The 25,259-nt window shown below is 54.7% G+C and carries 21 protein-coding genes; 12 read left to right on the top strand and 9 right to left on the bottom strand.

The window, feature by feature from the left end; translation table 11 throughout:
- Positions 1 to 233, top strand: a 233-nt coding sequence (locus Q1K76_RS11305; protein WP_300133439.1) for a hypothetical protein, incomplete at its 5' end; no start/stop codon positions are given.
- On the opposite strand, the gene Q1K76_RS11300 is transcribed toward Q1K76_RS11305, so the two are convergent.
- Positions 215 to 913 (bottom strand): OmpA family protein, encoded by a 699-nt coding sequence (locus Q1K76_RS11300; RefSeq protein WP_087408397.1) that lies wholly within the window; start codon positions 911 to 913, stop codon positions 215 to 217. The genes Q1K76_RS11305 and Q1K76_RS11300 overlap by 19 nt on opposite strands.
- Positions 914 to 924: 11 nt before the next feature.
- A complete protein-coding gene (locus Q1K76_RS11295; protein ID WP_300133436.1) occupies positions 925 to 1,242 on the bottom strand; it encodes a hypothetical protein in 318 nt (105 codons plus the stop codon).
- 179 nt (positions 1,243 to 1,421) lie between these two features.
- On the opposite strand from Q1K76_RS11295, the gene Q1K76_RS11290 reads away from it, so the two are divergent.
- From Q1K76_RS11290 to Q1K76_RS11270, 5 genes are read left to right on the top strand one after another with little or no spacing between them, the layout of a single operon-like run.
- Complete coding sequence (locus Q1K76_RS11290) at positions 1,422 to 2,270, top strand: ATP-binding cassette domain-containing protein (RefSeq protein ID WP_087408395.1); 849 nt, start codon at positions 1,422 to 1,424, stop codon at positions 2,268 to 2,270.
- 7 nt (positions 2,271 to 2,277) lie between these two features.
- On the top strand, positions 2,278 to 3,150 hold the full coding sequence (locus Q1K76_RS11285) for a hypothetical protein (protein WP_300133432.1): 873 nt from the start codon (positions 2,278 to 2,280) through the stop codon (positions 3,148 to 3,150).
- Between the two features lie 2 nt (positions 3,151 to 3,152).
- Entirely contained in the window at positions 3,153 to 3,545 is a 393-nt protein-coding gene (locus tag Q1K76_RS11280; RefSeq protein ID WP_300133429.1) for a GntR family transcriptional regulator, read from the top strand.
- Positions 3,542 to 4,363, top strand: a complete 822-nt coding sequence (locus Q1K76_RS11275) for a hypothetical protein (RefSeq protein ID WP_300133426.1) — start codon at positions 3,542 to 3,544, stop codon at positions 4,361 to 4,363. The genes Q1K76_RS11280 and Q1K76_RS11275 overlap by 4 nt, the downstream gene beginning before the upstream one ends.
- Before the next feature lie 45 nt (positions 4,364 to 4,408).
- Positions 4,409 to 6,931, top strand: coding sequence for a TonB-dependent receptor (locus Q1K76_RS11270; RefSeq protein WP_300133423.1), 2,523 nt, complete (start codon positions 4,409 to 4,411; stop codon positions 6,929 to 6,931).
- A 157-nt stretch (positions 6,932 to 7,088) separates the two neighbouring features.
- Here the strand turns inward: Q1K76_RS11270 and Q1K76_RS11265 are convergent, their stop codons facing one another.
- The 3 genes from Q1K76_RS11265 to tgt all read right to left on the bottom strand — a co-directional run bounded on the left by Q1K76_RS11265 (position 7,089) and on the right by tgt (position 9,908).
- Positions 7,089 to 7,583 (bottom strand): RNA polymerase sigma factor, encoded by a 495-nt coding sequence (locus tag Q1K76_RS11265; protein ID WP_300133420.1) that lies wholly within the window; start codon positions 7,581 to 7,583, stop codon positions 7,089 to 7,091.
- Between the two features lie 106 nt (positions 7,584 to 7,689).
- Positions 7,690 to 8,769, bottom strand: a complete 1,080-nt coding sequence (locus Q1K76_RS11260; RefSeq protein ID WP_300133417.1) for an LptF/LptG family permease — start codon at positions 8,767 to 8,769, stop codon at positions 7,690 to 7,692.
- 8 nt (positions 8,770 to 8,777) lie between these two features.
- The gene (gene tgt, locus Q1K76_RS11255) at positions 8,778 to 9,908 is read right to left on the bottom strand and encodes a tRNA guanosine(34) transglycosylase Tgt (RefSeq protein ID WP_087408388.1); all 1,131 of its coding nucleotides are present in this window, start codon (positions 9,906 to 9,908) and stop codon (positions 8,778 to 8,780) included.
- Positions 9,909 to 10,244: 336 nt separating this feature from the next.
- Here tgt and Q1K76_RS11250 point away from each other — a divergent pair, with 336 nt between their 5' ends.
- Complete coding sequence (locus Q1K76_RS11250; protein WP_298662435.1) at positions 10,245 to 11,126, top strand: hypothetical protein; 882 nt, start codon at positions 10,245 to 10,247, stop codon at positions 11,124 to 11,126.
- A 281-nt stretch (positions 11,127 to 11,407) separates the two neighbouring features.
- Positions 11,408 to 13,996: an ATP-dependent chaperone ClpB gene (clpB, locus tag Q1K76_RS11245; protein WP_298662437.1), complete on the top strand. Its 2,589-nt coding sequence runs from the start codon at positions 11,408 to 11,410 to the stop codon at positions 13,994 to 13,996.
- A 209-nt stretch (positions 13,997 to 14,205) separates the two neighbouring features.
- On the opposite strand, the gene Q1K76_RS11240 is transcribed toward clpB, so the two are convergent.
- Positions 14,206 to 14,697 (bottom strand): DUF4890 domain-containing protein, encoded by a 492-nt coding sequence (locus tag Q1K76_RS11240; protein WP_258327101.1) that lies wholly within the window; start codon positions 14,695 to 14,697, stop codon positions 14,206 to 14,208.
- 207 nt (positions 14,698 to 14,904) lie between these two features.
- Entirely contained in the window at positions 14,905 to 16,536 is a 1,632-nt protein-coding gene (locus Q1K76_RS11235) for a sialidase family protein (protein WP_300133412.1), read from the bottom strand.
- 187 nt (positions 16,537 to 16,723) lie between these two features.
- Between Q1K76_RS11235 and Q1K76_RS11230 the strand changes: the two genes are divergently transcribed.
- The 3 genes from Q1K76_RS11230 (at position 16,724) to Q1K76_RS11220 (ending at position 20,158) form a co-directional block, all read left to right on the top strand.
- A complete protein-coding gene (locus tag Q1K76_RS11230) occupies positions 16,724 to 17,995 on the top strand; it encodes a replication-associated recombination protein A (RefSeq protein WP_300133409.1) in 1,272 nt (423 codons plus the stop codon).
- A 155-nt stretch (positions 17,996 to 18,150) separates the two neighbouring features.
- Positions 18,151 to 19,218: a 3-phosphoserine/phosphohydroxythreonine transaminase gene (gene serC, locus Q1K76_RS11225; RefSeq protein WP_087408383.1), complete on the top strand. Its 1,068-nt coding sequence runs from the start codon at positions 18,151 to 18,153 to the stop codon at positions 19,216 to 19,218.
- A 19-nt stretch (positions 19,219 to 19,237) separates the two neighbouring features.
- Positions 19,238 to 20,158: an NAD(P)-dependent oxidoreductase gene (locus Q1K76_RS11220; protein ID WP_087408382.1), complete on the top strand. Its 921-nt coding sequence runs from the start codon at positions 19,238 to 19,240 to the stop codon at positions 20,156 to 20,158.
- 376 nt (positions 20,159 to 20,534) lie between these two features.
- Here the strand turns inward: Q1K76_RS11220 and Q1K76_RS11215 are convergent, their stop codons facing one another.
- On the bottom strand, positions 20,535 to 21,215 hold the full coding sequence (locus Q1K76_RS11215; protein WP_300133444.1) for an MIP family channel protein: 681 nt from the start codon (positions 21,213 to 21,215) through the stop codon (positions 20,535 to 20,537).
- Positions 21,216 to 21,418: 203 nt separating this feature from the next.
- Here Q1K76_RS11215 and Q1K76_RS11210 point away from each other — a divergent pair, with 203 nt between their 5' ends.
- The gene (locus Q1K76_RS11210) at positions 21,419 to 22,609 is read left to right on the top strand and encodes an FprA family A-type flavoprotein (protein WP_087408380.1); all 1,191 of its coding nucleotides are present in this window, start codon (positions 21,419 to 21,421) and stop codon (positions 22,607 to 22,609) included.
- Positions 22,610 to 22,846: 237 nt separating this feature from the next.
- Here the strand turns inward: Q1K76_RS11210 and Q1K76_RS11205 are convergent, their stop codons facing one another.
- Positions 22,847 to 25,258: a tyrosine-protein kinase family protein gene (locus tag Q1K76_RS11205; protein WP_300133403.1), complete on the bottom strand. Its 2,412-nt coding sequence runs from the start codon at positions 25,256 to 25,258 to the stop codon at positions 22,847 to 22,849.
- Position 25,259: the final 1 nt, after the last annotated feature.

Genomic DNA, 25,259 nt, shown 5'->3' with positions numbered 1-25,259 from the left:
TTTTTGACTATCCCGAACCGTATCCTGTCTTATCCGAAGATACAAGAAAGATGAGCGAAGAGTCAAAAGAAAAACGGAGTTTTTCAGTTTTTGACTATCCCGAACCGTATCCTGTCTTATCCGAAGATACAAGAAAGATGAGAGCAAAAACAAATGAAACCCAGAGTTCCAAATGGAATTGCCCCGACCGAGAACTTGTTTTACAACCGAAAGGTTACCGCTTGTCGAGCTGACCGCGGCGAGCCATATCGATCATCTTCTCGCCCGGTATCAGATAGATTTCGAGCCGCCGGTTCTTGGCCCGCCCCTCCATGGTACGATTCGAAGCGATAGGCGAAAAGGCACCGGCCTCATACGTCACCACAAAGTCGGTATTGCCCCCGTTACGGGCAAACCAGTCGCGCACGGCCTGTACCCGGGAGCGGGTCAGGTCGAGGCTGTAAGCCTCCGAGCCGGTATCGTCGCTGTGCATGACCAGCATCACATGGTAGTAATCGGGTATGCGCAGGTCGGCCAGGAAGGGACGCAGAAAAATGTCGGCCTTCTCGCTCAGCACCGTATCGTTGGGCAGGAAGAGGTTCGAAGCGGCTATGGTAGCCTTGATTACCTCGTAGTTGCGCACCAGCTTCAGGTCGGTGAGACGGGCCTTCTGCAAGCGGCGCATCTCACGCGACTGGGCGGTGCGTATCTTGCGGGCCTCCTTGTCGAGCTCGGGTATCGAGATATTCTCGTCGAGGGTCAACTGCGTGAGGTCGATATGCTCGGTCGGGGCCACTTCGCCTTTCGACTTGTCCGACGAGAACCACGACGACACCGTGTTGGCCGCCTTCTGAAAGACATTCTGCGAGGCCGCCTCGACGGGGAGCAACGCGGCTACACCCAGCAATATGATAAATCCTGTTTTCCTGTTCATCACTCGCCTCCTCAGAAAACACCCAGCGACTCTTCGTAATCCAATTCACCCCGTACCAGGAAAGGCATATCCTCGTCGTCGATTTTCACGCCGTCCTTGTGGGCACACTTGCGGGCAAAGTCGATGATGTCGTCTTCGTCGAGTTCCACCTCGTCGCCGGCATCCTCGTTGAAGAACCCCTTCTGCTCGTAATAGTCGTACACGACATCGGTAACGTAGACAATATCGTCGTAGCTATACTTCTCTTTCAGTTCCTGGGGCAATACATTCTTTATATACTCTACAGCCTTGTCTTCGTCGTAGGCAAATATATCTTCGTTTTGGCTCATTTTTTCTATGTTTTTGGGGTTATTTGATTGGGTAAAAGTACAAATCATTAACGGCTTTTGCAAATCGACAGAAAAAAAAATAAGTTTTTTTGTTGCAGATTCAAAAAGTTTATCTACATTTGCAGTGTACTATTAAACTAATACACCAAAACAGTAAAACAATTTTATCCCGAAATACTATGTTACAGATTGAGAATCTTGAATTTAGTTATCACAAAAAGAAGGCCCCCATCTTCAACGGCATAAGCCTGACGATACAACCGGGCTCGGTTTACGGGCTGCTGGGTAAAAACGGAATCGGTAAATCGACCCTGCTCTATATGATGTGCGGCCTGATGTTTCCCCACAAGGGACGCATCACGCTCGACGGTGTGGAGGTGCGCCACCGCCGCCCCGAAACGCTCGAGAAGATTTTCCTCGTACCCGAGGAGTTCGACCTTCCCCCTATCTCGGTCGATGCCTACGTACGCCGCAACAGCGTCTTCTATCCCCGCTTCGACCGCGAGCAGTTCGACCGGTATCTGGCCGACTTCGAACTGGAGAATGTCAAGAACCTGTCCAAGACCTCGATGGGACAGAAAAAGAAATACCTGGTGAGCTTTGCCCTGGCCACCAACACCCCGCTGCTGCTCATGGACGAGCCTACCAACGGCATGGACATCCCCTCGAAGAGCCAGTTCCGCAAGGTCATCGCTTCGGGCATGAACGAGCAGAAGAGCATCGTCATCTCGACCCACCAGGTGCGCGACCTCGAAAACATGATCGACCGCATCGACATTCTCGAGGGTGGCCGCCTGCTGCTCGACAGCGACACGGCCGACATCACCTCGCACCTGCGATTTATCAAGGGAGCCGGCGAGGCCGACATCGAAGGGGCCCTTTACTCGGTCTCGACCATTGCCGGATACAGCGCCATCCTGCCCAACCCCACGGGCGAAGAGACGCCGCTCGACATCGAGATGCTCTTCAACTACGCCATCGAAAAACCGGCGGAAATCGAACGTATATTTGCCAACCCTGTAAAATAAGACGACCATGAACGAATATGACATAACCCCCAACGCCCAAGAGGCCACCGCCTCGGTAGCCTCACGCCCGACGGCCTCCAACATCTTCAGCCTGAAACGCTTCGGACGCTACTGCTCCAAGCAGATACACGAGTGGAAACGGGGACTGTTGCTCCAGTTCTTTTCGCTGGCAGGCATCTACACCCTCTTGATGTTCCTCTTCCACTCGACCGACGAAGAGGGACTGATTCCCTCCATCGCTTCGACAGGCATACAGATAATTATCTGGCTCGGCTTCTTTGTCTATATCGCCAAGAGTGCTTCGAGCCTGGCCGATCAGATAGGCCGCCGCTCCAAACGGGTGCTCTACCTGGTGGTTCCCGCCTCGACCGCCGAGAAGTATATCGCCCACCTGCTGTGGACCATCGTGCTCTACCCCATTCTCTTCTTCGCAGCCATCCTGGTGGCCCAGTATGTCTCGGAGACAGCCTCGTCGATGATACGCGGCGAAGCCTTCAACCCGGGCACACCGCTGCAAGGCTTGCTCACCTTCTGGAACAACAACATGTACAGCACCTCGTTCCTGGTGAACTACACGATCAATATTATCGTTACCTTCACGCTGGGAGCTACGCTGTGGCAGAAAAACAGTTTTCTCAAGACCATTGCCGCCTGCTTCCTGCTGGGCATCATCGTCATCATCTTCTACACCACCCTGCTGGGTAAGGAAGAGCTGGAGTCGATGTTCACCTACCTGGTCGTAGGCAACTACTTCGACAGCTTCAACAACAACGACTTCGTGTGGATACTCAACGGCATCAGCGCCGTAGAATATCTGCTGTTCGGATACATCGGATACATGCGCATGAAAGAACTCGAAATAAACGAAACCAAACGATAAGTATGCAATTCAAAGAGAACCAAACCATCTACCTGCAAATCGCCGAACGCATCAGCGACGAGATACTGCTGGGCCACTATGCCATTGGAGCCCGCATACCCTCGGTGCGCGAATACGCGGTCCTCGTGGAGGTAAACGCCAACACGGTGATGCGTTCCTATGAATTTTTGCAGACCCAGGGTATCATCTTCAACAAGCGGGGAATCGGCTTCTTCGTCTCGCCCGACGCCAAACACAAAATCACGGAATACCGGCGAAACGAATTCCTCAAGACCGAACTGCCACGCTTCTTCATGCAGCTCTATACCCTGCACATCCCCATGGACGAGATTGACTCCATGTACCGGGAGTTTATCGAAAACCTCACGTCAAACCCCTCAAACCAAGCATCATGAAACGTTCGACCATAGTCCTGTTAATCGTTCTGGCCGTGATGATATTCGCCCCCATCATCGCCATCAAAGTCATCAGCAACCTCTCGCCCGAAACGAAATTGAAGAGTCTGAAAGAGTTGCTGGATTATAATGAAAATGCCAACGCCCCCGTGCGGTACCTCGTTATCGACGATACCGACAATGACTCGGTATACTCCTGCATCTTCATCTCGACCCGCGACAAGAAAGATTCCCGGAAGGGTATCGTCTTTGCCAACGGCGAAAACTACACGGGCGACACCTTGCACCTCACCGACCAGTGGCTGGAGCAGCCGTCGGCCGACGACTCAAACGACTCGATACCCCAGTCGTGGTTCGGCAAACAGACTCTCGACTACGACCATAATACCCAACTCATCGTCGAGAACCACAACCCCAACGTCACGCTCCATTTCTCGGAGAGCAACTTCGATAAACTCATCGTTCAATCGCAAGGCGACGTGGTCGTGCGGGAATCGAACGTGGGCATGCTCGTCGTGCAGGACAGCATAGGCCACAGTGGGACTGCCTGCCAGCAATGCAATATCGGCACACTATTTGCATACCTTAACGACAAATGTTCGTTGAGCCTCTCGAAAAACAACATAGGCACCGCCTTCCTTCCCAAGGCGCTCAACACCCTGTCGATCGAGGGCAACAACATTGGTGTGACCGGCTCTATCGACCTCATGGAGTTCAACCTGTCGAAGTCGATCGACAACGACAGTATCGACGCCGTGAGTTTCGGCATCGGTATGAAATACACCTCCGACGACAAGGATAAAAAAGAGAAAAAATAAGAACAGACCGATCTATTCATCACACATTTTAATTGACTAAAACAGATGAAACGAGTTTTCAAACTGGGTATTCTGCTGGGAATGCTACTCTCGGCATTCACTATGGCCCACGCCGCTGCGGCCGATTGCAAAATAAGCGGCACCGTGACCGACTCGATCAGTGGCGAGGCCATCCCCTTCGTGACCGTAGGGGTAGAAAACAGCGACGGCAAGGTATTATCCCGCGTGGCCTCCGACGTGGACGGAAACTTCACCGCCACGGCTGCCGCCGGCAACCGTTATACGCTGGCCATCTCGTCGGTAGGCTATGCGACCAACCGCGTAGAGGTAGCCATCGAACCGGGCGAACGCACCAAGGCCCTGGGCAACCTCACCCTCACCGAAGGGACCGAACTCTCTGAGGTAACCGTCGTGGCCCAACGCCCCCTCATCAAGAGCGACATCGACAAGATAACCTACGACATGGAGGCCGACCCCGAGGCCACGAGCAACAACGCCCTCGACATGCTGCGCAAGGTGCCCATGATTACCGTCGATGCCGAGGAGAACATCCGGCTCAACGGACAGAGCAACTACAAGGTGCTGCTCAACGGCAAGAGCTCGGCCATCATGTCGGGCGACAACCTCAAGGAGGTACTCAAGAGCATGCCGGCCAGCTCGATCAAGAATATCGAAGTCATCACCAACCCCTCGTCGAAATACGAGGCCGAGGGCGTGGGCGGTATCATCAACATCGTCACCGTGTCGCGGCGCGACTCCAACGGCATAGTGGGTAGCGTGGGGGCCAACGCCGACAACCGCGGCGGATTCGGCGGTAACGTCTACCTCTCCTCGCAAATTGGCAAGTTCGCCTTCTCGGGCCGCTACTCGGGCAGCCGCTACACCAACGGCCACGGAGGCCGCTCGAAAGCCTTCTCCGAGACCTACGGCAGCGACGAGTTCAACCACTCGGCCGGTTACGGCAAGTCGCGATTCGAAGGGCTCGGCCACAACCTCTCAATCGAGGCCAGCTACGAAATCGACACCCTCAACCTCATCAGCTTCTCGGCCTTCGGCTGGCTGGGCAACAACAAGTCCAACTCCAACCTCGACTACACCTACTACAACCGGGCCAACGACATCAGCAGCCAATACCAGTCGCTCACCCGCTCGAGCAGCGACTACGGTTCGGTGTCGGGTACGCTCGACTACCAGCGCTCGTTCGCCAAGAAAGACCGCACCCTCACGGCTTCGTACCAGTTTGAATACAACCCCAACAACTCGGACTATACCACCGAGAGCAACGGCCTCATCAACTGGGACAGCTACATCGAACGCAGCAAGAACAAGGCTCACGGTACCGAACAGACCGTACAGATCGACTACTTCGACCCCCTCACCGAGATGCACCAGATCGAGGCCGGCGCCAAGTACATCATGCGCTGCAACGTGAGCGACGGCAACCGCACCCAAAGCCTGTGGGACGAGCCTACCGACACCTGGAGCGACGTGCTGCTGCCGGTCAACGACCTCGACTACACGCAGCACATTCTGGGCCTCTATGCCGGCTATGTGTTGAAGATCAAGAAGTGGAGCGGCAAGGTGGGTGCCCGGCTCGAATCGACCTGGAACGACGGCCGCACCACCAACCACAACGCCGAGGGAGGTACACAAGAGACCCGCTTCGACAACGACTTCTTCAACGTGGTACCCTATGTGACCCTCTCGTGGCAACCGCGCGAGATGCAGACCGTCAAGCTCTCCTACACGCAGCGGCTCAGCCGACCGGGCATCTGGCAACTCAACCCCTTCAAGGATACCTCTACCCCCATGCAGGTGACCTATGGTAACCCCAACCTCGACTCCGAGATTTCGCACACCTTCTCGCTGGGATATACCCTCTTTACCGCCACGGGCATGAGCCTGGCCGCCGAGCTGAACGGCCGCGTGCAGAACAACGGTATCGAGCAGACCATCTTCATGGACGAGAACGGTATCGCCAACGTCACCTACGACAACATAGGCCGGGTGCGCGAGGGCAAGCTGAACGTATTCTTCTCGGGCAACGTGCTGCCCACGCTCAACCTCTACACCAACCTCTCGGGCGGATACGGCGACTACAGCTCGGCCCGGGCCGGTTACTCCAACAGGGGGTGGGACTACAACGGTTTTCTGGGTGCCCGCTGGAATGCCTGGAAAGACGGTGCCATCAGTGCCAACCTGGGTTACTACTCGGGATTCCGCATGCTGGTGGGAACCACGGCTCCCTTTGCCTTCTGCGGCTTCAGCGTGAGCCAGTCGTTCTTCAACAAGCGGTTGCAGGTGAACCTCTCGGCCAGCGACCCCTTCTCGAAAGAGCGCAAGTTTGTCATGCACATCAAGAACGACGACTACCGCATCGACAGCTACAACTACAACCCCTGCCAGTATGTACGGCTGGGTATAACCTACTCGTTCGGCCAGATGAAGAGTGCCGTGAAGAAGGCCCGCCGCAGTATCAACAACGACGACCTCAAGAGCAGCGGCAGCGGTGCCGGTAGCGGCGCAGCCGGCGGCATGGGAGGCTCGGGCAGCGGCACGGGCATGTAACGAACGACATACGACGTATTAACTTCCTGATTTAAATAAACGAAAAAGGCCCGTATCTCTGCGAAGAGGTGCGGGTCTATCTTTTTTACCGGTGCGTATGGGCGAGAGGAGAGGAAATACCGTCGGGCCTTACGGGCGAAAGCGCGGGACCTGCCTGTCACAAAATCTGCTTTTTGCAGGCTCTCAACTTGTTCTTGATGCGGAATATCTGGACCTTCACCGTACCCACCGGCATATTCAGGCGCCGGGCAATCTCGTCGTAATGGTATCCTTGCAGATAGAGGGAGAAGAGTTCGCGGCTCTTGGCCGGCAACAAATTCATAATCTGCTGAATATCGGTAGCCGATATGGCACATTCGGCATTGATTGCCTCCTCCATGTCGTCGGCAGCGTCCAGCTGGAAATCGGCTATCATGGCCTGCTGGCGGGAAGAAAGACGGCGGCAATTCAGGAAGAGATTGAACATGATGGTGCACAGCCAGCTCTTGATATTCCCCGAATCCCGGTACATTTCTTTATTCACCAAGGCTTTCAGAGCGGTCTCCTGCCACAGGTCTTTTGCCTCGTCGTCGTTGTGGGTCAGACTCTTGGCAAAGCCCAACAGAGCACCTTGCAGTTTTACCACATGCTGCTCAAAATCTTCTTGAATCATTATTTGTACTTGAAATTAAATAAAAGAATAGGGTGGTAAAGGTAGGCTATTATTTCCACAGCAAAAAATAAAAAGGCATTTATTTTCAGACAATAAGAAATTATTCCTATTTAGGAGCCTTTTTATACAGCACGACCGCGATTACCGTGTAGAGGATATTGGGTATCCACATGGCCAGCATGGGCGAAGTGGCTCCCGATACGGCAAAGGTCGAGGTCACGGTCGAGAAGAGGATGTAGGAGAAACTCAACAGCAGCCCGATACCAATGTTGATACCCATACCCCCCTTCACCTTGCGCGACGAGAGCGACATGCCTATAGCCGTGAGGATAAAGGCGGCAGCCGCCATGGCGAAGCGCCGTTCATATTCGATTTCGAAATTCTTGATGTTGGCAACCCCCCGCTCCTTCTGACGGGCAATGTAGCGGCGCAACTCAGGGGTGGTCATCATCTCGCTGTCGTTCTGCGAGATAAGGAAGTCGGAGGGTTCGATGGGCACAATCGTATCGAGCGAAGTACCGCGCACCAGCTCCTCGCGCATGCCGTTGAAGTTGCGAATCAGGTAGTTGTTGGCCCGCCAGTGATAGGCCGAGTCGTAGTTGACCGTCTGGGCCGTGAGGCGCGACTTGAGCACCTTGTCGTCGAACTTCTCGAGCGAGAATCGGTAGCCGGTCTTGTTGCTGTTGTCGTAGCGGGCAATATAGGCAATGACCCCGGGCTCGACCTGCAACTGGATGTTGCTGGCATAGTCGACCCGCTTGTTCTTCACATAAGTATTCATGTACTCGATGCGGGTCACATTGGCCGGCGGTATCACATAACAGCTCAAATAGAGGTTCAGCGCCGCGATGATGGCCGCCGAAATCATATAGGGCACAAAGAGCCGCTTGAAACTGATGCCGCTCGAGAGCATGGCGATAATCTCGGAGTTGTCGGCCAGCTTCGAGGTAAAGAAGATGACGGCAATGAAGGTAAAGAGCGGGCTGAAGAGGTTGGCAAAATAGGGCAGAAAGTTGAAGAAATAGTCGAATATCGTAGCCGACAACGGCGCCTTGAGAAACGAATCGAGCTTCTCGTTGATGTCGAACATGATGGTGATAGCCAGAATAAGGGCTATCGCAAAGAAGTACGTTCCCAGAAACTTCTTGATGATATAGATGTCTATTTTCTTCAGTACCTTCATCATGCGACGTTTTACAACCGTGTAGTCACCCGGCGCACCATCTCGTCCTTCCACGGCTTGAATGTGCCGGCCAGAATCTGGCGACGGGCCTCCTGGGTGAGCCATACATAAAATGCCAGGTTATGTATCGAGGCAATCTGCATGGCCAGAATCTCTTCGCTGATGAAGAGGTGGCGCAGATAGGCCTTGCTGTAACAGGTATCGACAAACGAGGTACCCTCGGGGTCGATGGGCGAAAAGTCGTCGGCCCACTTCTTGTTGCGCATGTTCATAATGCCGTTGCGGGTGAAGAGCATGCCGTTGCGGCCGTTGCGCGTGGGCATCACGCAGTCGAACATGTCGACCCCGCGCTCGATGCCCTCCAGTATATTGGCCGGCGTGCCCACTCCCATCAGGTAGCGGGGCTTGTCTTGGGGCAGAATATCGTTCACCACCTCGATCATCTCGTACATCTTTTCGGTAGGTTCGCCCACGGCCAGACCGCCGATAGCGTTGCCGTCGGCCCCCAGGTCGGCCACATGCTTGGCCGCCTCGGTACGCAGGTCGCGGTAGACGCACCCCTGCACGATGGGGAAGAATGTCTGCCGATAGCCATAGAGCCCCTCGGTCTCGCAAAAGTGCTTCCACCCCCGGTCGAGCCAGCGGCGGGTAAGGGCCAGCGACTTCTTGGCGTAGTCGTAGTCGGCATCGCCCGGCGTACACTCGTCGAGCGCCATCATGATGTCCGACCCGATGATGCGCTGCGTGTCCACCACATTCTCAGGCGTGAAGAGGTGTTTCGAGCCGTCGATGTGCGAGCGGAAGTGAGCCCCCTCTTCGGTGAGCTTGCGGCGGTCCGAGAGCGAGAATACCTGAAAGCCCCCGCTGTCGGTAAGAATCGGGCGCTCCCACCCGTTGAACTTGTGCAGTCCGCCGGCCTTGTGCAAGATGTCGAGGCCCGGCCGCAAGTACAGGTGGTAGGTATTGCCCAGGATAATCTGGGCCTTGATGTCGTCGCGCAACTCGCGCTGATGCACGGCCTTGACCGACGCCACCGTGCCCACGGGCATGAAGATAGGCGTCAGTATCGTACCGTGGTCGGTCGTGATGACGCCCGCCCGCGCGCTGCTACGCTCATCGGTATGTATCAGCTCAAAATCCATCGTCTGTCGTTCAAGTTTGAAAACAAGAGGAGACACCGCACTTCCCCGGCCCGCACCATGGTGCAGCCGCCGGGAACCCCGGCCTCCGATTTTTTTCAGGGCAAAGATAGTGCAAGCCGCGGGTAAAATCAAATTTATTTCGGTTTTGTCAAAATCAGCACCCGGCCGAAAAGCTCCATAAAAAAGGGAGCACCCCCCGTACCGATTCTGCCGGCGAAGAATTTATAAATATTTTATCATATTATTAACGGTGATTTTGAGAAGAATCGGCGGGAGGTTTCCCAAATTGCGGGTATCTTTGCAAATGGTATGGTGAAACCACGAACGACAAGAGATATGCGACTATGGTTGTGCGGCCTGTTTCTGACGGCCGTCGGTACCGTGTGCGCACAATCCACCCCGCCCCCCATGCGACCGGGCAACGGCTCGGAGCTGGAAATCAAAGGGGGCGAACAGTCGTGGCCCCGCACCGAGCAGATGCCTACCTCTACCCCCAACGACCACTTTATCCAACGTCGGCTGGACGACCATCTCGAGAAGGCTTCGATTCAGATGATGAGACCCTCGACCCTCTTTCCTGAGAACCCCTCGGAGTTCATGCTCAACGTCATCCTGCTGCATGCCGTGAAGGACAGCATCGCCAGTCTGCACGACGAGACGATTGCCCGCATGGTCGACCATTTTCTGGTGCGCAACCTGCTGCGTCCCCTCTCGGACGACCGGCCCGGCCCGGTCAACAACTTCACAATGGGGGCACCCAACACCATGCCATTCGGTGCAAGTATAGCTTATGTGGGGATTATCGACCCCGTGGAGCTCTATCGCGAATGGAAACGCAAGAAGCGGGCCCTGCGCACCAAGATGGTGCTGATGACCCTCTTCGGCGACGACAACCGGCTGCTCACCAAACAGGAGACCGACTCTATCAAACAGAACCTCGAGAAGAAACGGAATGCCCCGGTGAGCCGCATCGCCAACCCGGTGCTCATCTCTACCCTGCTGGCCAACGATACCATCGTGGCCCCGTCGAAACCGAAATTTACGGCTCCGCTCTGGGGCAAGGAGCGCCCCCAATTCAAACTCGAATTGCCCGCCACGACCAACGATTCGAGCGCCCGGCGGCCGGAGCTTCCCGCCATCGCAACCGATACCCTCGCCCTGCCCGACTCGACGGCTACCGACCGCCCCGATTCCCTTTCGGTCCAACCTCGGAAATAACTCCGCCTTTACCCGTTTCCACCCCATAATCACCCGCCTGCCGTCGAACTTTCGAGGGCCGTGCGTGTTGTACATGTGAAGTGACGACATTTTGTCAGAAATCGAACATACTACAAATGACCCCGTTACCCTACGCCCCCACGGACGGACGGATAAACGAGGACATTTTGTCATATTAACCGACTGATTTTCAGACAATATTTCACCCTTTTGGGTTTGGCACTTCTTTTGACTATACAAGGGCGTAAACACAACCAAGAAATTAGAAAGGAGAACATCATATGAACTTTGACAATTTTACAATCAAATCGCAAGAGGCCGTGCAAAAGGCCGTGCAGATTGCCCGTGACCACAACGAGCAGTCGATCGAGCCGGTGCACCTGCTGAAAGGAATCTTGCAGGTGGGCGAAAGCCTTACTTCGTACCTCTTCCAGAAGCTGGGTGTCAACGCCGGTTTGCTGAACAGCCAGCTCGATCGTGAGATAGAATCGTTGCCAAAGGTAAGCGGGGGCGAACCCTACTTGAGCCGCGAGGCTAACGACGCTCTTCAAAAAGCCATCGACTACTCTCAGAAACTGGGCGACCAGTTTGTGGCTCTGGAAGCCATGCTGATGGGTCTGTTCCTGACCAAAAGTTCGGCTTCGTCGTTCCTGAAGGATGCCGGCGTTACCGAGAAGGAGTTGGGAGCTGCTATCGATGAGCTGCGGAAAGGGAAGAAAGTAACCGAAGCTTCGGCCGAGGATACCTATAATGCGCTGAGCAAATATGCCATCAACTTGACCGAGCGTGCCCGTAGCGGCAAACTCGACCCGGTTATCGGGCGTGACGACGAGATACGTCGGGTGCTGCAGATCTTGAGCCGGCGTACCAAAAACAACCCTATCCTGATAGGTGAACCGGGTACCGGTAAAACGGCTATCGCCGAGGGGTTGGCTCACCGTATCGTACGTGGCGATGTGCCCGAGAACCTGAAGAGCAAACAGATCTTCTCGCTCGACATGGGTGCCCTTATCGCCGGTGCCAAATACAAAGGTGAGTTTGAGGAACGACTCAAATCGGTAGTCAACGAGGTAATCCAGAGCGAGGGCGAAATCATCCTCTTCATCGATGAGATTCACACCCTGGTAGGTGCCGGCAAGAGCGACGGTGCCATGGATGCCGCCAACATCTTGAAACCTGCCTTGGCCCGTGGCGAACTGAGGGCCATCGGTGCCACTACCCTCGACGAGTATCAGAAATACTTCGAGAAGGATAAGGCTCTGGAGCGTCGGTTCCAGATCGTTATGGTCGACGAGCCCGACGAGATGAGCAGTATATCGATTCTGCGTGGTTTGAAGGAACGGTATGAAAACCACCACAAGGTGCGGATTAAAGATGATGCCATCATCGCTGCCGTACAGTTGTCGGAGCGGTACATCACCGACCGGTTCTTGCCCGATAAGGCCATCGACCTGATGGATGAGGCTGCCGCCAAACTGCGTATCGAGGTCGACTCGGTGCCCGAGGCCCTCGATGAAATCACGCGGCGTATCAAACAGCTCGAAATCGAGCGCGAGGCCATCAAGCGTGAAAACGATACCGAGAAGCTGCAACAGCTGGCCAAGGAGATTGCCGACCTGAAAGAGGAGGAGACCAAGTTCCGCGCCAAATGGCAATCGGAGAAAGAGCTTGTCAACCGCATACAGCAGAACAAGATCGACATCGAGAACCTGCGTTTCGAAGCCGATAAGGCCGAACGCGAAGGCGATTACGGCAAGGTGGCCGAAATACGGTATGCCAAAATCAAAGCCAAAGAGGACGACATACACGCTACCCAGCAACGCTTGCACGAGTTGCAGGGCGACAAGGCCATGATCAAGGAGGAGGTCGATGCCGAAGATATTGCCGACGTCGTATCGCGGTGGACCGGTATCCCCGTGAACAAGATGATGCAGAGCGAAAAAGACAAACTGCTCCACCTCGAAGAGGAGTTGCACAAACGGGTAGTGGGTCAGGACGAAGCCATCACCGCCATTGCCGACGCCGTGCGTCGGAGCCGTGCCGGCCTGAACGATCCCCGCAAACCTATCGGTTCGTTCATCTTCCTGGGCACGACGGGTGTAGGTAAAACCGAGCTGGCCAAGGCCTTGGCCGAGTATCTGTTCGACGACGAGAACATGATGACGCGTATCGATATGAGTGAATATCAAGAGAAGTTCAGCGCTACGCGACTCATCGGTTCGCCTCCCGGATACGTGGGCTACGAAGAGGGCGGTCAGTTGACCGAGGCTATCCGCCGGAAGCCCTATTCGGTAGTGCTGTTCGATGAAATCGAGAAGGCTCACCCCGACATCTTCAACATCCTGTTGCAGGTACTCGACGATGGCCGTCTGACCGATAACAAGGGGCGGTTGGTCAACTTCAAGAACACGATTATCATCATGACCTCCAACATGGGTTCGTCGCTGATTCGTGAGAACTTCGAGAAGATGACCGATGCCAACCGGGCCGAGGTAATCGAAAAGACCAAGGAGCAGGTTCTGGAGATGTTGAAACAGACCATACGTCCCGAGTTCCTCAACCGTATCGACGAGACCATCATGTTCACGCCGCTTACGAAGAACGAAATCGAACAGATTGTATCGCTGCAAATCGACAACATCAAGAAGATGCTCGAGAAGAACGGTGTTACGCTCGAAATCACGCCCAAGGCCTTGAGCCTCATCGCTACCGAGGGCTACGACCCCGAGTTCGGTGCACGTCCTGTAAAACGGGTTATCCACCGGCTCATCCTCAACCAGCTGTCGAAAGACCTGCTGGCCCAGAAAGTGGATCGGTCGAAACCTATTGTGGTCGATGCCGAAAACGATCAAATCGTATTCCGCAACTGATGCGGGTGTGAAATAAACCATACGGAGCCGTGCTGCCTGAGGCGACACGGCTCCTTTTTTTATATTCTTTCCCTCCCTCGAAGCCCGAGCTCCCGCCAGGGAGTGAACCGGGCAAAAACAGAGAGGCTACGTTCCCGTGAGGAAGCATAGCCTCTCATTTTTTTTTCAGCCTACCTAAAAAACCTATAAATCATGTATGAAGTGGTTGTTTACTTTGCTGCGGCATCAGGAGCCGGGGGATTGATGGCCGGAGCATCGGAGGCCGGACTCATCGGGCAACGCCCCTGACGCATCTGCTTGCCGTCGAAGCGTTTGTTCATGGGACGAGCGTTCCGGTCGAAACGGCCATCGGGACGACGTTCGAGACGTTTTATTTTCTGCTCCAGATACTGGATATACTGGTCTTTGGTCAATACCGATTTCAACGTAGAGTCGCGGCGAGCCTTGGCAGCCTTCATCGACTCGCGATTGTTCTTTTGGAACTCCTTGCTTTTCTCGCGAAGCGCTTTCACCTCGGCATCGAAGGTCTCATCGGCCTCTTTCAACTGTTTCACCTGCTTGTCGCTCAGGTTCAAGTTTTTCACCATCTGTTCGCAGGGGAACTCACATTTTTCCCGGGGCTGTTTTTTATTTTGATTTCCGGCAAAAGCACTCATGGTCAAAGCCAATACCAACGCTACCGATACAACTGTTCTTTTCATAATCGTTTTCCTTTCGTTAAATGGTTAAGTAATTCATCTATTGGTCTGCTAATTCGAATTGCGTTTCTGCTTATATGACTACGGTTTGCCCCAAAAGTTTAATCTGCCCCGGATGTTTATTCTTAAATTTAAGACTTTTAACAAAAAAGGAGGCAAACCCTTCGGTGGGTCTACCTCCATTTATAGGTTTATAATCAACAATTTATACTATTTCTTACGGATTAGTTCGGTGAGTTTCAACGTCTGGAAAGTCATGTGAGCCACACTGCTTTCGTAGAGAATCCCCACCGTCTCGGGGTCGATCATCGTCAGGCAGGTATAGCCCCAGCTATCCTCCTCGTCGAGCATAATCTGGTTCTCGGGGAGCCAGGTCACCCCACCGTCGAGGCTGGCCTTGACAGTGATATGGTTGCGCCCCTTCGTCGTGTTGGGGTTGGAGAAGAGCAGAATATCGCGCCCCAGCACATTGTCCTGGGCCTCGACCCGAATGAGGCTGGCCATACACACCGGCTCGGGCAACGCCTTGCGCGACGATTCATGTTCGGTCCAGGTACGCCCCAGGTCGCGGGTGATAGCCACGGCCCGACTGCCGCCCCGGTTGTCGCGCATGTTGAGCATGAGCACCCCCTCCTCAATCTCGACTACCTGCGCCTCGGTGGTGTTGGTGCGGGCCAGGTTGTGGATATGCCAGCTCTTGCCCGCATCCCGGCTGTACATGATGCCGGCATTGGGCACGTCGGTCGAGTCGATAAACTGGATGGGGAATACCAGCGTGCCGTCGTGCATGGTGATGCCCCGCCCAGGCCCTTGCAGCAGGAATCGCCACGAGGGGTCTTTCACCTGCGAGGTGATGTTGATGGGTTCCGACCAGGTTTTGCCGTCGTCGGTACTCTTGGTGAGCACGAGTTGTGCCGTGTGGTCCAAGTCCATGCCCCGCTGCGAACTCCACCAGGCCCGCTGGTTGCCCATGCCGTGTGTCCAGGCGGCGGCAATCCACACCGTGTTGGTTTTTGTATCGACCAGAATCGAGGGGTCGCCCACCCCGTTCTGTGCGGCAGGCAATCCGCCATACTCGCCAAACGAGAGCGGCAGGCGCATGGGTTCCCACGTCTTACCGCCGTCGGTGCTGCGGCTCAACCCCACGTCGATATGCTCCTGCAAGTCGACACTGCTGTTGTAGCGCACGTCGTAGACACCGAGCAGCGTACCCTCGTTGGTCGTCACCAGCCCGGGAATGCGGAAAGCCGCTGCTCCGTCGTTGCCGGCATGACGCACCCCGATACCCATGCGGTGCACGATACCGTCGGGCGAAACCCTATGGCACAAGGCTTTCTTACCGTCGAGCGATACCGAGGCCAGCTCGGCACCGACCTTCGCAGAGAGCGAGGTGCCCGGCTTCATCTGCAGGCTCACCCAAAAGAAGTTGACACCCGGGTACAATTCGTAGTCGGCCTGGAGCACCACCCGTTTATCGGGACTGGTCACCTCGGCACACTTGACCGAATAGGAGGGATAGGCCGAGAGGGTCTTCCCGGCACTGAAACTCGATATGTAGCCTACCGGCGCAAACCGATTCTTCCCCTCGTCCTGCCGAGCCTCGACACCGCCGTAGTAGAGCTTCACCGCAGCCACCGAAGCCCGGTCGGCACAGCGTGAGAAATCGAGTACCACCTGGTCGAGCACGCGGCTCTCCCGGGCGGGAATACGCAGATAGAACATCACATTGTCCTGCCGCTCGAGCAGCACAGGCACCTGGGCCTCCTTGACAAAGACCGTGTCGGCTGCCGGGGCTATCGAAGCCAACCCCGCCAGACACAAAAGAAGAATAAATTTACGCATGATACATTTCATTAAATTGTCGGGGGTAAAGATAACAGTTTTTTACGAATCGCTCCAAGAAACATTCAATTTTTACCCCCGCTTTTACGCCTCCGACAAAACGGGGTGACGGGTGTATCTTTCGGCCACTTTCCTTTGGAAATACGGGCCGAAAGGAGTATATTTGTATCAACGGAACGAAGCGAATATGTTACAACCTTTGGCAGAACGACTCAGGCCCAAGACCTTGGACGAATACATCGGGCAGGAACACCTGGTAGGCCCGGGTGCCGTCTTGCGCCGCATGATCGACTCGGGCAAGATCTCGTCGTTCATCCTGTGGGGTCCCCCGGGTGTAGGCAAAACCACCCTGGCCCACATCATCTCGCAACAGTTACAGGCCCCGTTTTTCACCCTCAGCGCCGTACAGTCGGGCGTAAAGGAGGTGCGCGAGGTGCTCGACCGCTGCAAGGCCAACATCTTCTCGAAGGTGCGCCCCATCCTCTTCATCGACGAGATACACCGGTTCAGCAAATCGCAGCAGGACTCGCTGCTGGGAGCCGTCGAGTACGGCACGGTGACCCTCATCGGAGCCACCACCGAAAACCCTTCGTTCGAAGTCATCCGCCCGCTGCTCTCGCGCTGCCAGGTCTATGTGCTCAAGCCGCTCGAGGTGAAACACCTGCAACAGCTGCTCGACCGCGCCATCCACTGCGATACCTATTTAAAGACTCGCGAGTTTGAGGTGCGCGAGACCGACGCCCTCTTCCGCTACTCGGGAGGCGATGCCCGCAAGCTGCTGAACATCATCGACCTCATCTCACAGGCCGTAGGCGAAGACGAAAAGATTGTCATCGACGATGCCATCGTCACCGAGCGGCTGCAACAAAACCCGGTCGCCTACGACAAAAACGGCGAGATGCACTACGACATCATATCGGCCTTTATCAAATCGATACGGGGCAGCGACCCCGACGGTGCCATCTACTGGCTGGCCCGCATGGTCGAGGGAGGTGAAGACCCGGCATTCATTGCCCGACGGCTCGTCATCTCAGCGTCGGAAGACATCGGTCTGGCCAACCCCAACGCCCTGCTGCTGGCCAACGCCTGCTTCGATGCCGTGCAGAACATCGGGTGGCCCGAGAGCCGCATCATCATGGCCGAGACCACCATCTACCTGGCCAGTTCGCCCAAAAGCAACTCGGCCTACATGGCCATCAACCAGGCTCTGGAGACCGTGCGCGAAACGGGTAACCTGCCGGTACCTCTGCACCTGCGCAACGCCCCCACCCAACTGATGAGGGAGCTCGACTATGGCAAGAACTACAAGTATGCCCACGACTATCCCGGCCACTTCGTCGACCAGCAATACCTACCCGACGCCCTCAAAAACCACGGGTGGTGGAAACCGCAGAACAATCCGGCCGAGAACAAGCTGAAAGAGCACCTGAACGAACTATGGAAAGGTCGATATAAATAAGATGTCAGGAATGCCAACTCAAGTTAGCAAATAGACACAAAATCGCCTTTTATAGCGACAAAAAAGATATAAATTAAACAAAAACATAGAGAAAAAGAAGTACCTTTGCAATCTATCAATACCAAATTTATACCAACCACTAAACAAATATCGTTATGAAGAAGCACAATTTCTATGCAGGACCCTCTATCCTGAGCGAGTACACCATCAAAAACACGGCCGACGCCGTCCTCAACTTTGCCGGTACAGGCCTGTCGCTGATGGAGATTTCGCACCGCAGCAAGGAGTTTACAGCCGTTATCGAAGAGGCTCAAGCGCTGGTCAAAGAGTTGCTCGAGGTCCCCGACGGATACTCCGTACTGTTTCTGGGCGGCGGCGCGAGCCTGCAATTCTGCATGGTTCCCTATAACCTGCTGAACAAAAAAGCGGCCTACCTCGAGACCGGTACCTGGGCCGTCAACGCCATCAAAGAAGCCCGACTCTTCGGCGAAGTAGACGTAGTAGCTTCTTCGAAAGACGCCAACTTCTCATACATCCCCAAAGGCTACACCGTACCCGACGACGTGGACTACTTCCACTTCACCTCGAACAACACCATCTACGGTACCGAAATGCGTTTCGACCCCGATGTGAAAGTACCTCTGGTAGCCGACATGTCGTCCGACATCTTCTCGCGTCCCATCGACGTATCGAAATACGACGTCATCTACGCCGGTGCCCAGAAGAACCTGGCTCCTGCCGGTGTGACCATCGTCATCGTCAAAGAGTCGGCCCTGGGTCATGTAGAGCGTGCCATCCCCACCATGCTCGACTACCGCACCCACGTGAAGAAGGGTTCGATGTTCAACACCCCGCCGTGTCTGCCCATCTACGCTGCCCTGCAAACCCTGAAATACTACAAGGAGTTGGGCGGTATCAAAGAGATGGAGCGCCGCGACCTCGAAAAAGCCGCTATCCTCTACGATGCCATTGACTCGAGCAAGATGTTCGTAGGCACCGCCGCTCACGAAGACCGCTCGATCATGAACGTATGCTTCGTAATGAAAGAGGAGTACAAGGAACTCGAAAGCGCCTTCATCGAATTTGCCGGCACCAAAGGCATCGTAGGCATTAAGGGTCACCGCTCGGTAGGCGGCTTCAGAGCTTCGATCTACAACGCCATGCCCAAGTCGAGCGTCGAAGTGCTCATCGAGGCCATGAAGGAATTTGAAAAGAACCACTAATCCATAGGAGTATATCGACATGAAAGTATTGGTTGCCACAGAAAAACCGTTTGCCGCCGTAGCCGTGAACGGTATTAAAGAGGTACTCGATGCCGCCGGTATCGAAATGGCTCTCTTGGAGAAATACACCGCCAAAGCCGATCTGTTGAAAGCTGTCGCCGATGCCGACGGCTTGATTGTACGCAGTGACATCGTCGACGCCGAAGTACTCGACGCCGCCAAGAATCTGAAAATCGTCGTTCGCGCCGGTGCCGGATACGACAACATCGACCTGAACGCCGCCACCGCCAAGGGCGTGTGTGTAATGAACACCCCGGGCCAGAACTCCAACGCCGTGGCCGAGCTGGTATTCGGCATGACCATCCTGATGATTCGTAACCACTTCAACGGAACCTCGGGTACCGAACTCAAAGGCAAAAAGCTGGGTATCCACGCCTATGGCCAAGTGGGCCGCAATGTAGCCCGCATCGCCAAAGGATTCGGCATGGAGCTCTACGCCTTCGACCCCTACTGCCCCAACGAGGTGATGGAGAAAGACGGCGTGAAACCCGTGGCTTCGGTCGAGGAGCTCTACCGCACCTGCCAGTTCGTATCGCTGCACATCCCGGCTACAGCCGAGACCAAACAGTCGATCAACCACGCCCTGATGTCGCTCATGCCCAAAGGTGCCGTGCTCATCAACACCGCCCGCAAGGAGGTGATTCACGAAGAGGATTTGGCCCGCGTGCTCGAGGAGCGTCCCGACTTCCGCTATGTAGCCGACGTGGCTCCGTCGACAGCCGCCGCACTGACCGAGAAATTCGGCGACCGGGTATTCTTCACCCCCAAGAAGATGGGTGCCCAGACGGCCGAGGCCAACATCAACGCCGGTATCGCCGCCGCCCGTCAATCGGTAGGATTCCTCAAAGAGGGTATCGACAAATTCAGAGTCAACAAATAAACTCTCCCACGAGTTACCGTATCGAATAGAGAGGGGGTGACCCAAAAGTAAAATACATTTTCTTAGAAATTACAAATTGTAAGTTCTAAGTATTAAAGAGCCTTATCAAAGCACCCAGAAAGGAGTTTGATAAGGCTCTTATTAATAAAATTACGATGGCCAAGTTACTGTCTGTAAGTTCGCTTTTATGAAATTAGACTTTTGGGTCACCCCCTCTTGCTTTTGTCGCAATACCCGACCAAGAGAGACAGGCCTCACAAGCACGACCCGCGCAACACCCCTCCAACGACAATCGGTCGCCCTATACAATCACAAAAAAAGAGCAGAGCCCCTTGACTGGAGCCCCGCTCTTCCTGTATCTATACGATTCTGTTTATCAATCGTTGGTCAGTGCACGCCAAACGATGGCCGAAATGGCTGCCCCGAAGAAGGGTGCCACGATGAAGAGCCACAGTTGCGAGAGAGCCACGCCACCCTCGAAGAGAGCCGGGGCGATACTGCGGGCCGGATTGACCGAAGTTCCCGTGATGGGAATACAAACGATGTGAATGAGTACCAGTGCCAGACCAATGGCCAGACCGGCAAAATTGCCGGCACCCCGTTTCTCGTCGGTCGCACCCAGCACGACCAGCACGAAGATAAAGGTAAAGACCGTCTCGGCAATGAAGGCTTGCAACATTTCACCCTCGCCAAAGCTGTTGGCTCCCGTCATGGTTACTCCCGACGAGCCGCCCGTCGACACCAGTGCATAGATGATGGCCGAACCGATAATGGCTCCGATAACCTGGAAAATCATATACATGGCGGCATCCTTCCCGCTCATGCGTTTCGACAGCCACACGCCCAACGTGATGGCCGGATTGATGTGGCAGCCCGAAATACCGCCGATGGTATAGGCCATGGCTACTACCGAAAGGCCGAAGGCCATAGCCACGCCCAATGTTCCTACACCTGCACCGCAAACACCGGCTATGTTACCGGCAAAGACGGCGCTTCCGCAACCCATCAATACGAGTACCATGGTACCCAACATTTCTGCCAAATACTTTTTCATAATGTCAATGTTTTTCAGGTACGATTCCGCACCTTGGTTAGTAATTAGTTGATTCAGCGATTAAGATTCTCTATACAAAGAAAAAAAATAAATTCTAATTTGCATATAGATTCGCACTTTTTTTCTTACTTTTGAGGCCTTTTTTAAACAAAAGGATTGATTTTTAGGTTTGAATTTATATCATATCGGGTTAATTTAATTGGATTATGAAGATAACAGAAATCGCAGAAGGAATACACTATGTAGGAGTCAACGACCGCAGTAAACACAAGTTCGAGAACCTTTGGCCGCTCCCTTACGGAGTTTCCTACAACGCCTATCTGATTACCGACGAAAAGAATGTTCTGGTCGATACGGCCGATGCCGCCTATACCGACCGTCTGCTGGACCACATCGCCGAAATTATCGGAGACCGCACAATCGACTATCTGGTCATCAACCACATGGAGCCCGACCACTCGGCCTCGATCCAGTTTATCCGCCAGAAATATCCCCACATGACTATCGTGGGCAACGCCAAAACCCTCGAAATGGTGAAGGGTTACTACGGCATCGACGACAACACGCTGTGTGTGAAGAACGGCGATACCCTCACCGTGGGCAAACACTCGCTCACCTTCTACCTCACGCCCATGGTACACTGGCCTGAGACCATGATGACCTATTGCAACGAAACCCAAACGCTCTTCTCGGGCGACGCCTTCGGCTGCTTCGGGACTCTCGACGGCGGCATCAAGGACACCCAACTGAACACCGCCAAATATTGGGACGAGATGGTGCGCTACTACTCCAACATCGTGGGCAAATACGGCTCGGCCGTACAAACAGCCTTGAAGAAGCTGGCCTGCCTCCAAATCAAAACCATCTGCTCGACTCACGGTCCCGTGTGGGAAAACGAGGTGAATAGGGTTATCGACATCTACGACCGTCTGAGCCGCTACGAGGCCGAGCCGGGTGTAGTGATTGCCTATGGCAGCATGTATGGCCACACCGAACAGATGGCCGAGGTGATTGCCCGCGAACTGGCCGAAAACGGCGTCAAGAACATCGTGATGCACCACGTATCGCACGACGACCCCTCGTTCATTCTCCAAAGCATATTCCGCTACCAGGGTCTCATCATCGGCAGCCCTACCTACTCCAATCGTCTCTACCCCGAGGTCGAGATGCTCACCAGCATGATTGCCACCCGCGACATCAAAAACCGGGTATTCGGCTACTTCGGCTCCTTCTCGTGGGCCGGTGCCGCCGTGAAGCATCTGGCCGCCTTCGGCGAGTCGATGAAGTGGGAGACTCTGCCTTGCTGCGTGGAGATGAAACAGGGTCTCACCCCCGAAATCAAAGAGCTCTGCCGGGCTCTGGGGCGCGAAATGGCCGCTCGCATCAACAAAGCCTGACACACTACTGCTCGACACTCCGGCATCGGGCCGACATACCCCTAACAAGAAACCCTCGAGAACCGTTATTGCGGTACTCTCGAGGGTTTCTCGTTTTATCAAAAGGGGGGGAGAAAAAAGAAGTGTGTGATTGTCGGAGGAAATGTGTGATTCTTCTCCTCCCCGACCAACAACAACGAGGGCGGTCCCTTTGCCAAGAGCCGCCCCCGCCGCTTTATCTTACAGCCTTACCGGCCTTTAATCTTTCTTCTTGAACAACCGCTTGTACCACGGCAACATCTCGCGCGACTGGTTGGCGTAACCATATCCGTAACCATATCGGCCACCGCCATACTGCCGGTAAGAGTAGGCTTTCGACTTCATGTTCACATCGTTCAAGATGAGATAGGTAGGCACGGCGATGCGTTTGGAGCGAATCCAGCCGTTCAGCATTTCGATAGCCGCCTTGTTGGTATAGTTGGCACGAGCCACATACACCACGATATCGACGGCACGCGCCAGCAGGAAGGTATCGGAAACCATACCCAGCGGAGCCGTGTCGAGTATCACATAATCGTAGTGGGCACGGGCATAGTCAATCATTTCGTCGAAACGCTTGCTCATCAACAGCTCGTTGGGGTTGGGCGGTATGGGACCGGCCATGAGCAGGTCGAGGTTAGGATCGACTCCCGAGGGGTGAATGAGCGAAGCCAGGTCGGTATTAACGCCCGACAGATAGGTGGTAACACCCTCGCGATTGGGTATGTGGAAGTTCTCGGAGAGGCGGGGCCGGCGAATATCCACCCCGATGAGCAGCACCCGTTTGCCGGTGATGGCAAAGCTCAGGGCCATGTTCGAAGCGATAAAGGTCTTACCTTCGTGCATAACCGACGAGGTGACGACCAGCACCTTCTTGTCGGAACTGGTGAGTACAAACTGCAAGTTGTTGCGCACCAAGCGGAAGAGCTCGGCAATGGGCTCCACACTCTTCTTCTCGACCACGAAGAACTTGCCCTCAGGCTTGCGCGAAATCTCGGCCAGAATGGGTATGGAGGTGAGACGCTCGAGAGTCTTCTTGTCTTTCAATACGGGGTAGAAGACCATGCGCAGGTAGATGACAAAGCCCGGTATCAGCAAGCCCAACAGGACGGCCGCGCACAGAATCAGCACCTTCTTGGGCGATACCGGCTCGTTGGTCGAGTCGGGGTCGTCGATGATGCGGGCTACCGGCACCACCATGCTCTTGGCCAGGGAGTTCTCCTCGCGTTTCTCCAGCAGGAAGATATAGAGGTTCTCCTTGATACGTTGCTGACGAATGATGTCGGAGAGCTCCCGCTCGTAAACCGGCACATTCTTAATCTTGTCTTCGAGGCGTCTGTCCTGTTTCGAAATATCCCGTTTCTTGATTTCGACCCCCTTGCGGATACTCTCGATGCCCTTGAGCAACAGAGCCCGCTGGGTTTTGACACTGCGAGTCAGTTCGGCCACTACGGGGTTCGACTCCGACGAGGAGAGCAACAGCCGTTCGCGCTGCTGCAGGCTCTTGTTGTATTCGTTTATCAATGCGGCAAAATCTTCGTTGTCGATACCCAGCACGGGGATAGGCATATACTCGTTTTCGGGGACGGCCAGGAACTCTTCGACATAGTCGACCAGACTCTTTTGCAACTCCAACTCGGCCAGTTGACCATCGGCATAGCCGGTCTGCTCGAGGTAGAGCTGGGCCTCGGTCGAAATGTCTATCAGGTTGTTGTGGCTGCGATAAGCCTCGACTTGCGCCTCGACAACGGCCAGCTCTTCCGAGATGGACGAAAGGCGCGAATCGATAAACTCCTGAGTCTTCTCATTTCCCATATTTTTCAGGTTGGCTGCGTCGATGTTGTAGAAGTCGACCAGCGTACTGACAAAGTCCTTACCCTCCTGAACGACCGGGGTGCGGTAAATCACGGTGAGGATGGTTGCATCTTTCGAGGCAAAGGCTACCGTCAGGTTCAAGGTAATCGCCTTGCTCACGCTTCGCGGGTTGGAGAGGGTCATCGACAGCGTCTTCTCCAGCACGGGAATCGTATCGCCCGTGTAGCGCAACTGCACCGTACCGCCGGCAAACGGCAGCTCATAGGGCAACCCGTCGATAACCTGGTCGCAAAGCATCACCTTATCACCATCGAGGGTGTGAGTCTTGGCTTCGAGGTGAAACTTACCCCCATGCAACGGTTTGAGCTCGACCTGAAGCGGCGACTGTATTGCTCGCAGGTCAATCGAATCGAGCGCAAACTCGACCGGCGAATTGCCATAAAGCGGCGTGGTGCGCATGAACGATTTCCACGCATACGACTTGTACAACCCCAGCGCTTCGACTACGGCCGTTATCTGATTTTTCGAGCGGAATACCTCGATTTCGTTGTCGATATTGTTTTTGTAGGGCGACAAACCCAGACTCTCCAACAGCACGTTGCCGTTGTCGCTCTTGTTGTCTTGAATATAGACGGCCGAGGTCACCTCGTAGAGCGGGGTCTGCCTGAAGCAATAGAAGAGCGCTACCGCAGCCAGCACCACCACACAGGCGACAAACCATTTCCAGTGCGCAAAGCACTCCAGCAGAAAACCCGTGACGTCGAACGACTCCTCCGAGTTTTTCTCCTCTGTATTCTTTTGCTTATCTTCTTCCATA

The organism is uncultured Barnesiella sp. (assembly GCF_946496565.1).
Taxonomy (GTDB): Bacteria; Bacteroidota; Bacteroidia; order Bacteroidales; family Barnesiellaceae; genus Barnesiella; species Barnesiella merdigallinarum.
The sequence above is the reverse complement of the archived record's forward strand: the minus strand, read 5'-3'. Positions and strand labels throughout refer to the sequence as shown.

Bases quoted from the DNA above. Each gene is read 5' to 3' on its own strand.
- Q1K76_RS11300 (WP_087408397.1), bottom strand. From the start codon at position 913: ATGAACAGGAAAACAGGATTTATCATATTGCTGGGTGTAGCCGCGTTG.
- Q1K76_RS11295 (WP_300133436.1), bottom strand. From the start codon at position 1,242: ATGAGCCAAAACGAAGATATATTTGCCTACGACGAAGACAAGGCTGTA.
- Q1K76_RS11290 (WP_087408395.1), top strand. From the start codon at position 1,422: ATGTTACAGATTGAGAATCTTGAATTTAGTTATCACAAAAAGAAGGCC.
- Q1K76_RS11285 (WP_300133432.1), top strand. From the start codon at position 2,278: ATGAACGAATATGACATAACCCCCAACGCCCAAGAGGCCACCGCCTCG.
- Q1K76_RS11280 (WP_300133429.1), top strand. From the start codon at position 3,153: ATGCAATTCAAAGAGAACCAAACCATCTACCTGCAAATCGCCGAACGC.
- Q1K76_RS11275 (WP_300133426.1), top strand. From the start codon at position 3,542: ATGAAACGTTCGACCATAGTCCTGTTAATCGTTCTGGCCGTGATGATA.
- Q1K76_RS11270 (WP_300133423.1), top strand. From the start codon at position 4,409: ATGAAACGAGTTTTCAAACTGGGTATTCTGCTGGGAATGCTACTCTCG.
- Q1K76_RS11265 (WP_300133420.1), bottom strand. From the start codon at position 7,583: ATGATTCAAGAAGATTTTGAGCAGCATGTGGTAAAACTGCAAGGTGCT.
- Q1K76_RS11260 (WP_300133417.1), bottom strand. From the start codon at position 8,769: ATGATGAAGGTACTGAAGAAAATAGACATCTATATCATCAAGAAGTTT.
- tgt (WP_087408388.1), bottom strand. From the start codon at position 9,908: ATGGATTTTGAGCTGATACATACCGATGAGCGTAGCAGCGCGCGGGCG.
- Q1K76_RS11250 (WP_298662435.1), top strand. From the start codon at position 10,245: ATGCGACTATGGTTGTGCGGCCTGTTTCTGACGGCCGTCGGTACCGTG.
- clpB (WP_298662437.1), top strand. From the start codon at position 11,408: ATGAACTTTGACAATTTTACAATCAAATCGCAAGAGGCCGTGCAAAAG.
- Q1K76_RS11240 (WP_258327101.1), bottom strand. From the start codon at position 14,697: ATGAAAAGAACAGTTGTATCGGTAGCGTTGGTATTGGCTTTGACCATG.
- Q1K76_RS11235 (WP_300133412.1), bottom strand. From the start codon at position 16,536: ATGCGTAAATTTATTCTTCTTTTGTGTCTGGCGGGGTTGGCTTCGATA.
- Q1K76_RS11230 (WP_300133409.1), top strand. From the start codon at position 16,724: ATGTTACAACCTTTGGCAGAACGACTCAGGCCCAAGACCTTGGACGAA.
- serC (WP_087408383.1), top strand. From the start codon at position 18,151: ATGAAGAAGCACAATTTCTATGCAGGACCCTCTATCCTGAGCGAGTAC.
- Q1K76_RS11220 (WP_087408382.1), top strand. From the start codon at position 19,238: ATGAAAGTATTGGTTGCCACAGAAAAACCGTTTGCCGCCGTAGCCGTG.
- Q1K76_RS11210 (WP_087408380.1), top strand. From the start codon at position 21,419: ATGAAGATAACAGAAATCGCAGAAGGAATACACTATGTAGGAGTCAAC.
- Q1K76_RS11205 (WP_300133403.1), bottom strand. From the start codon at position 25,258: ATGGAAGAAGATAAGCAAAAGAATACAGAGGAGAAAAACTCGGAGGAG.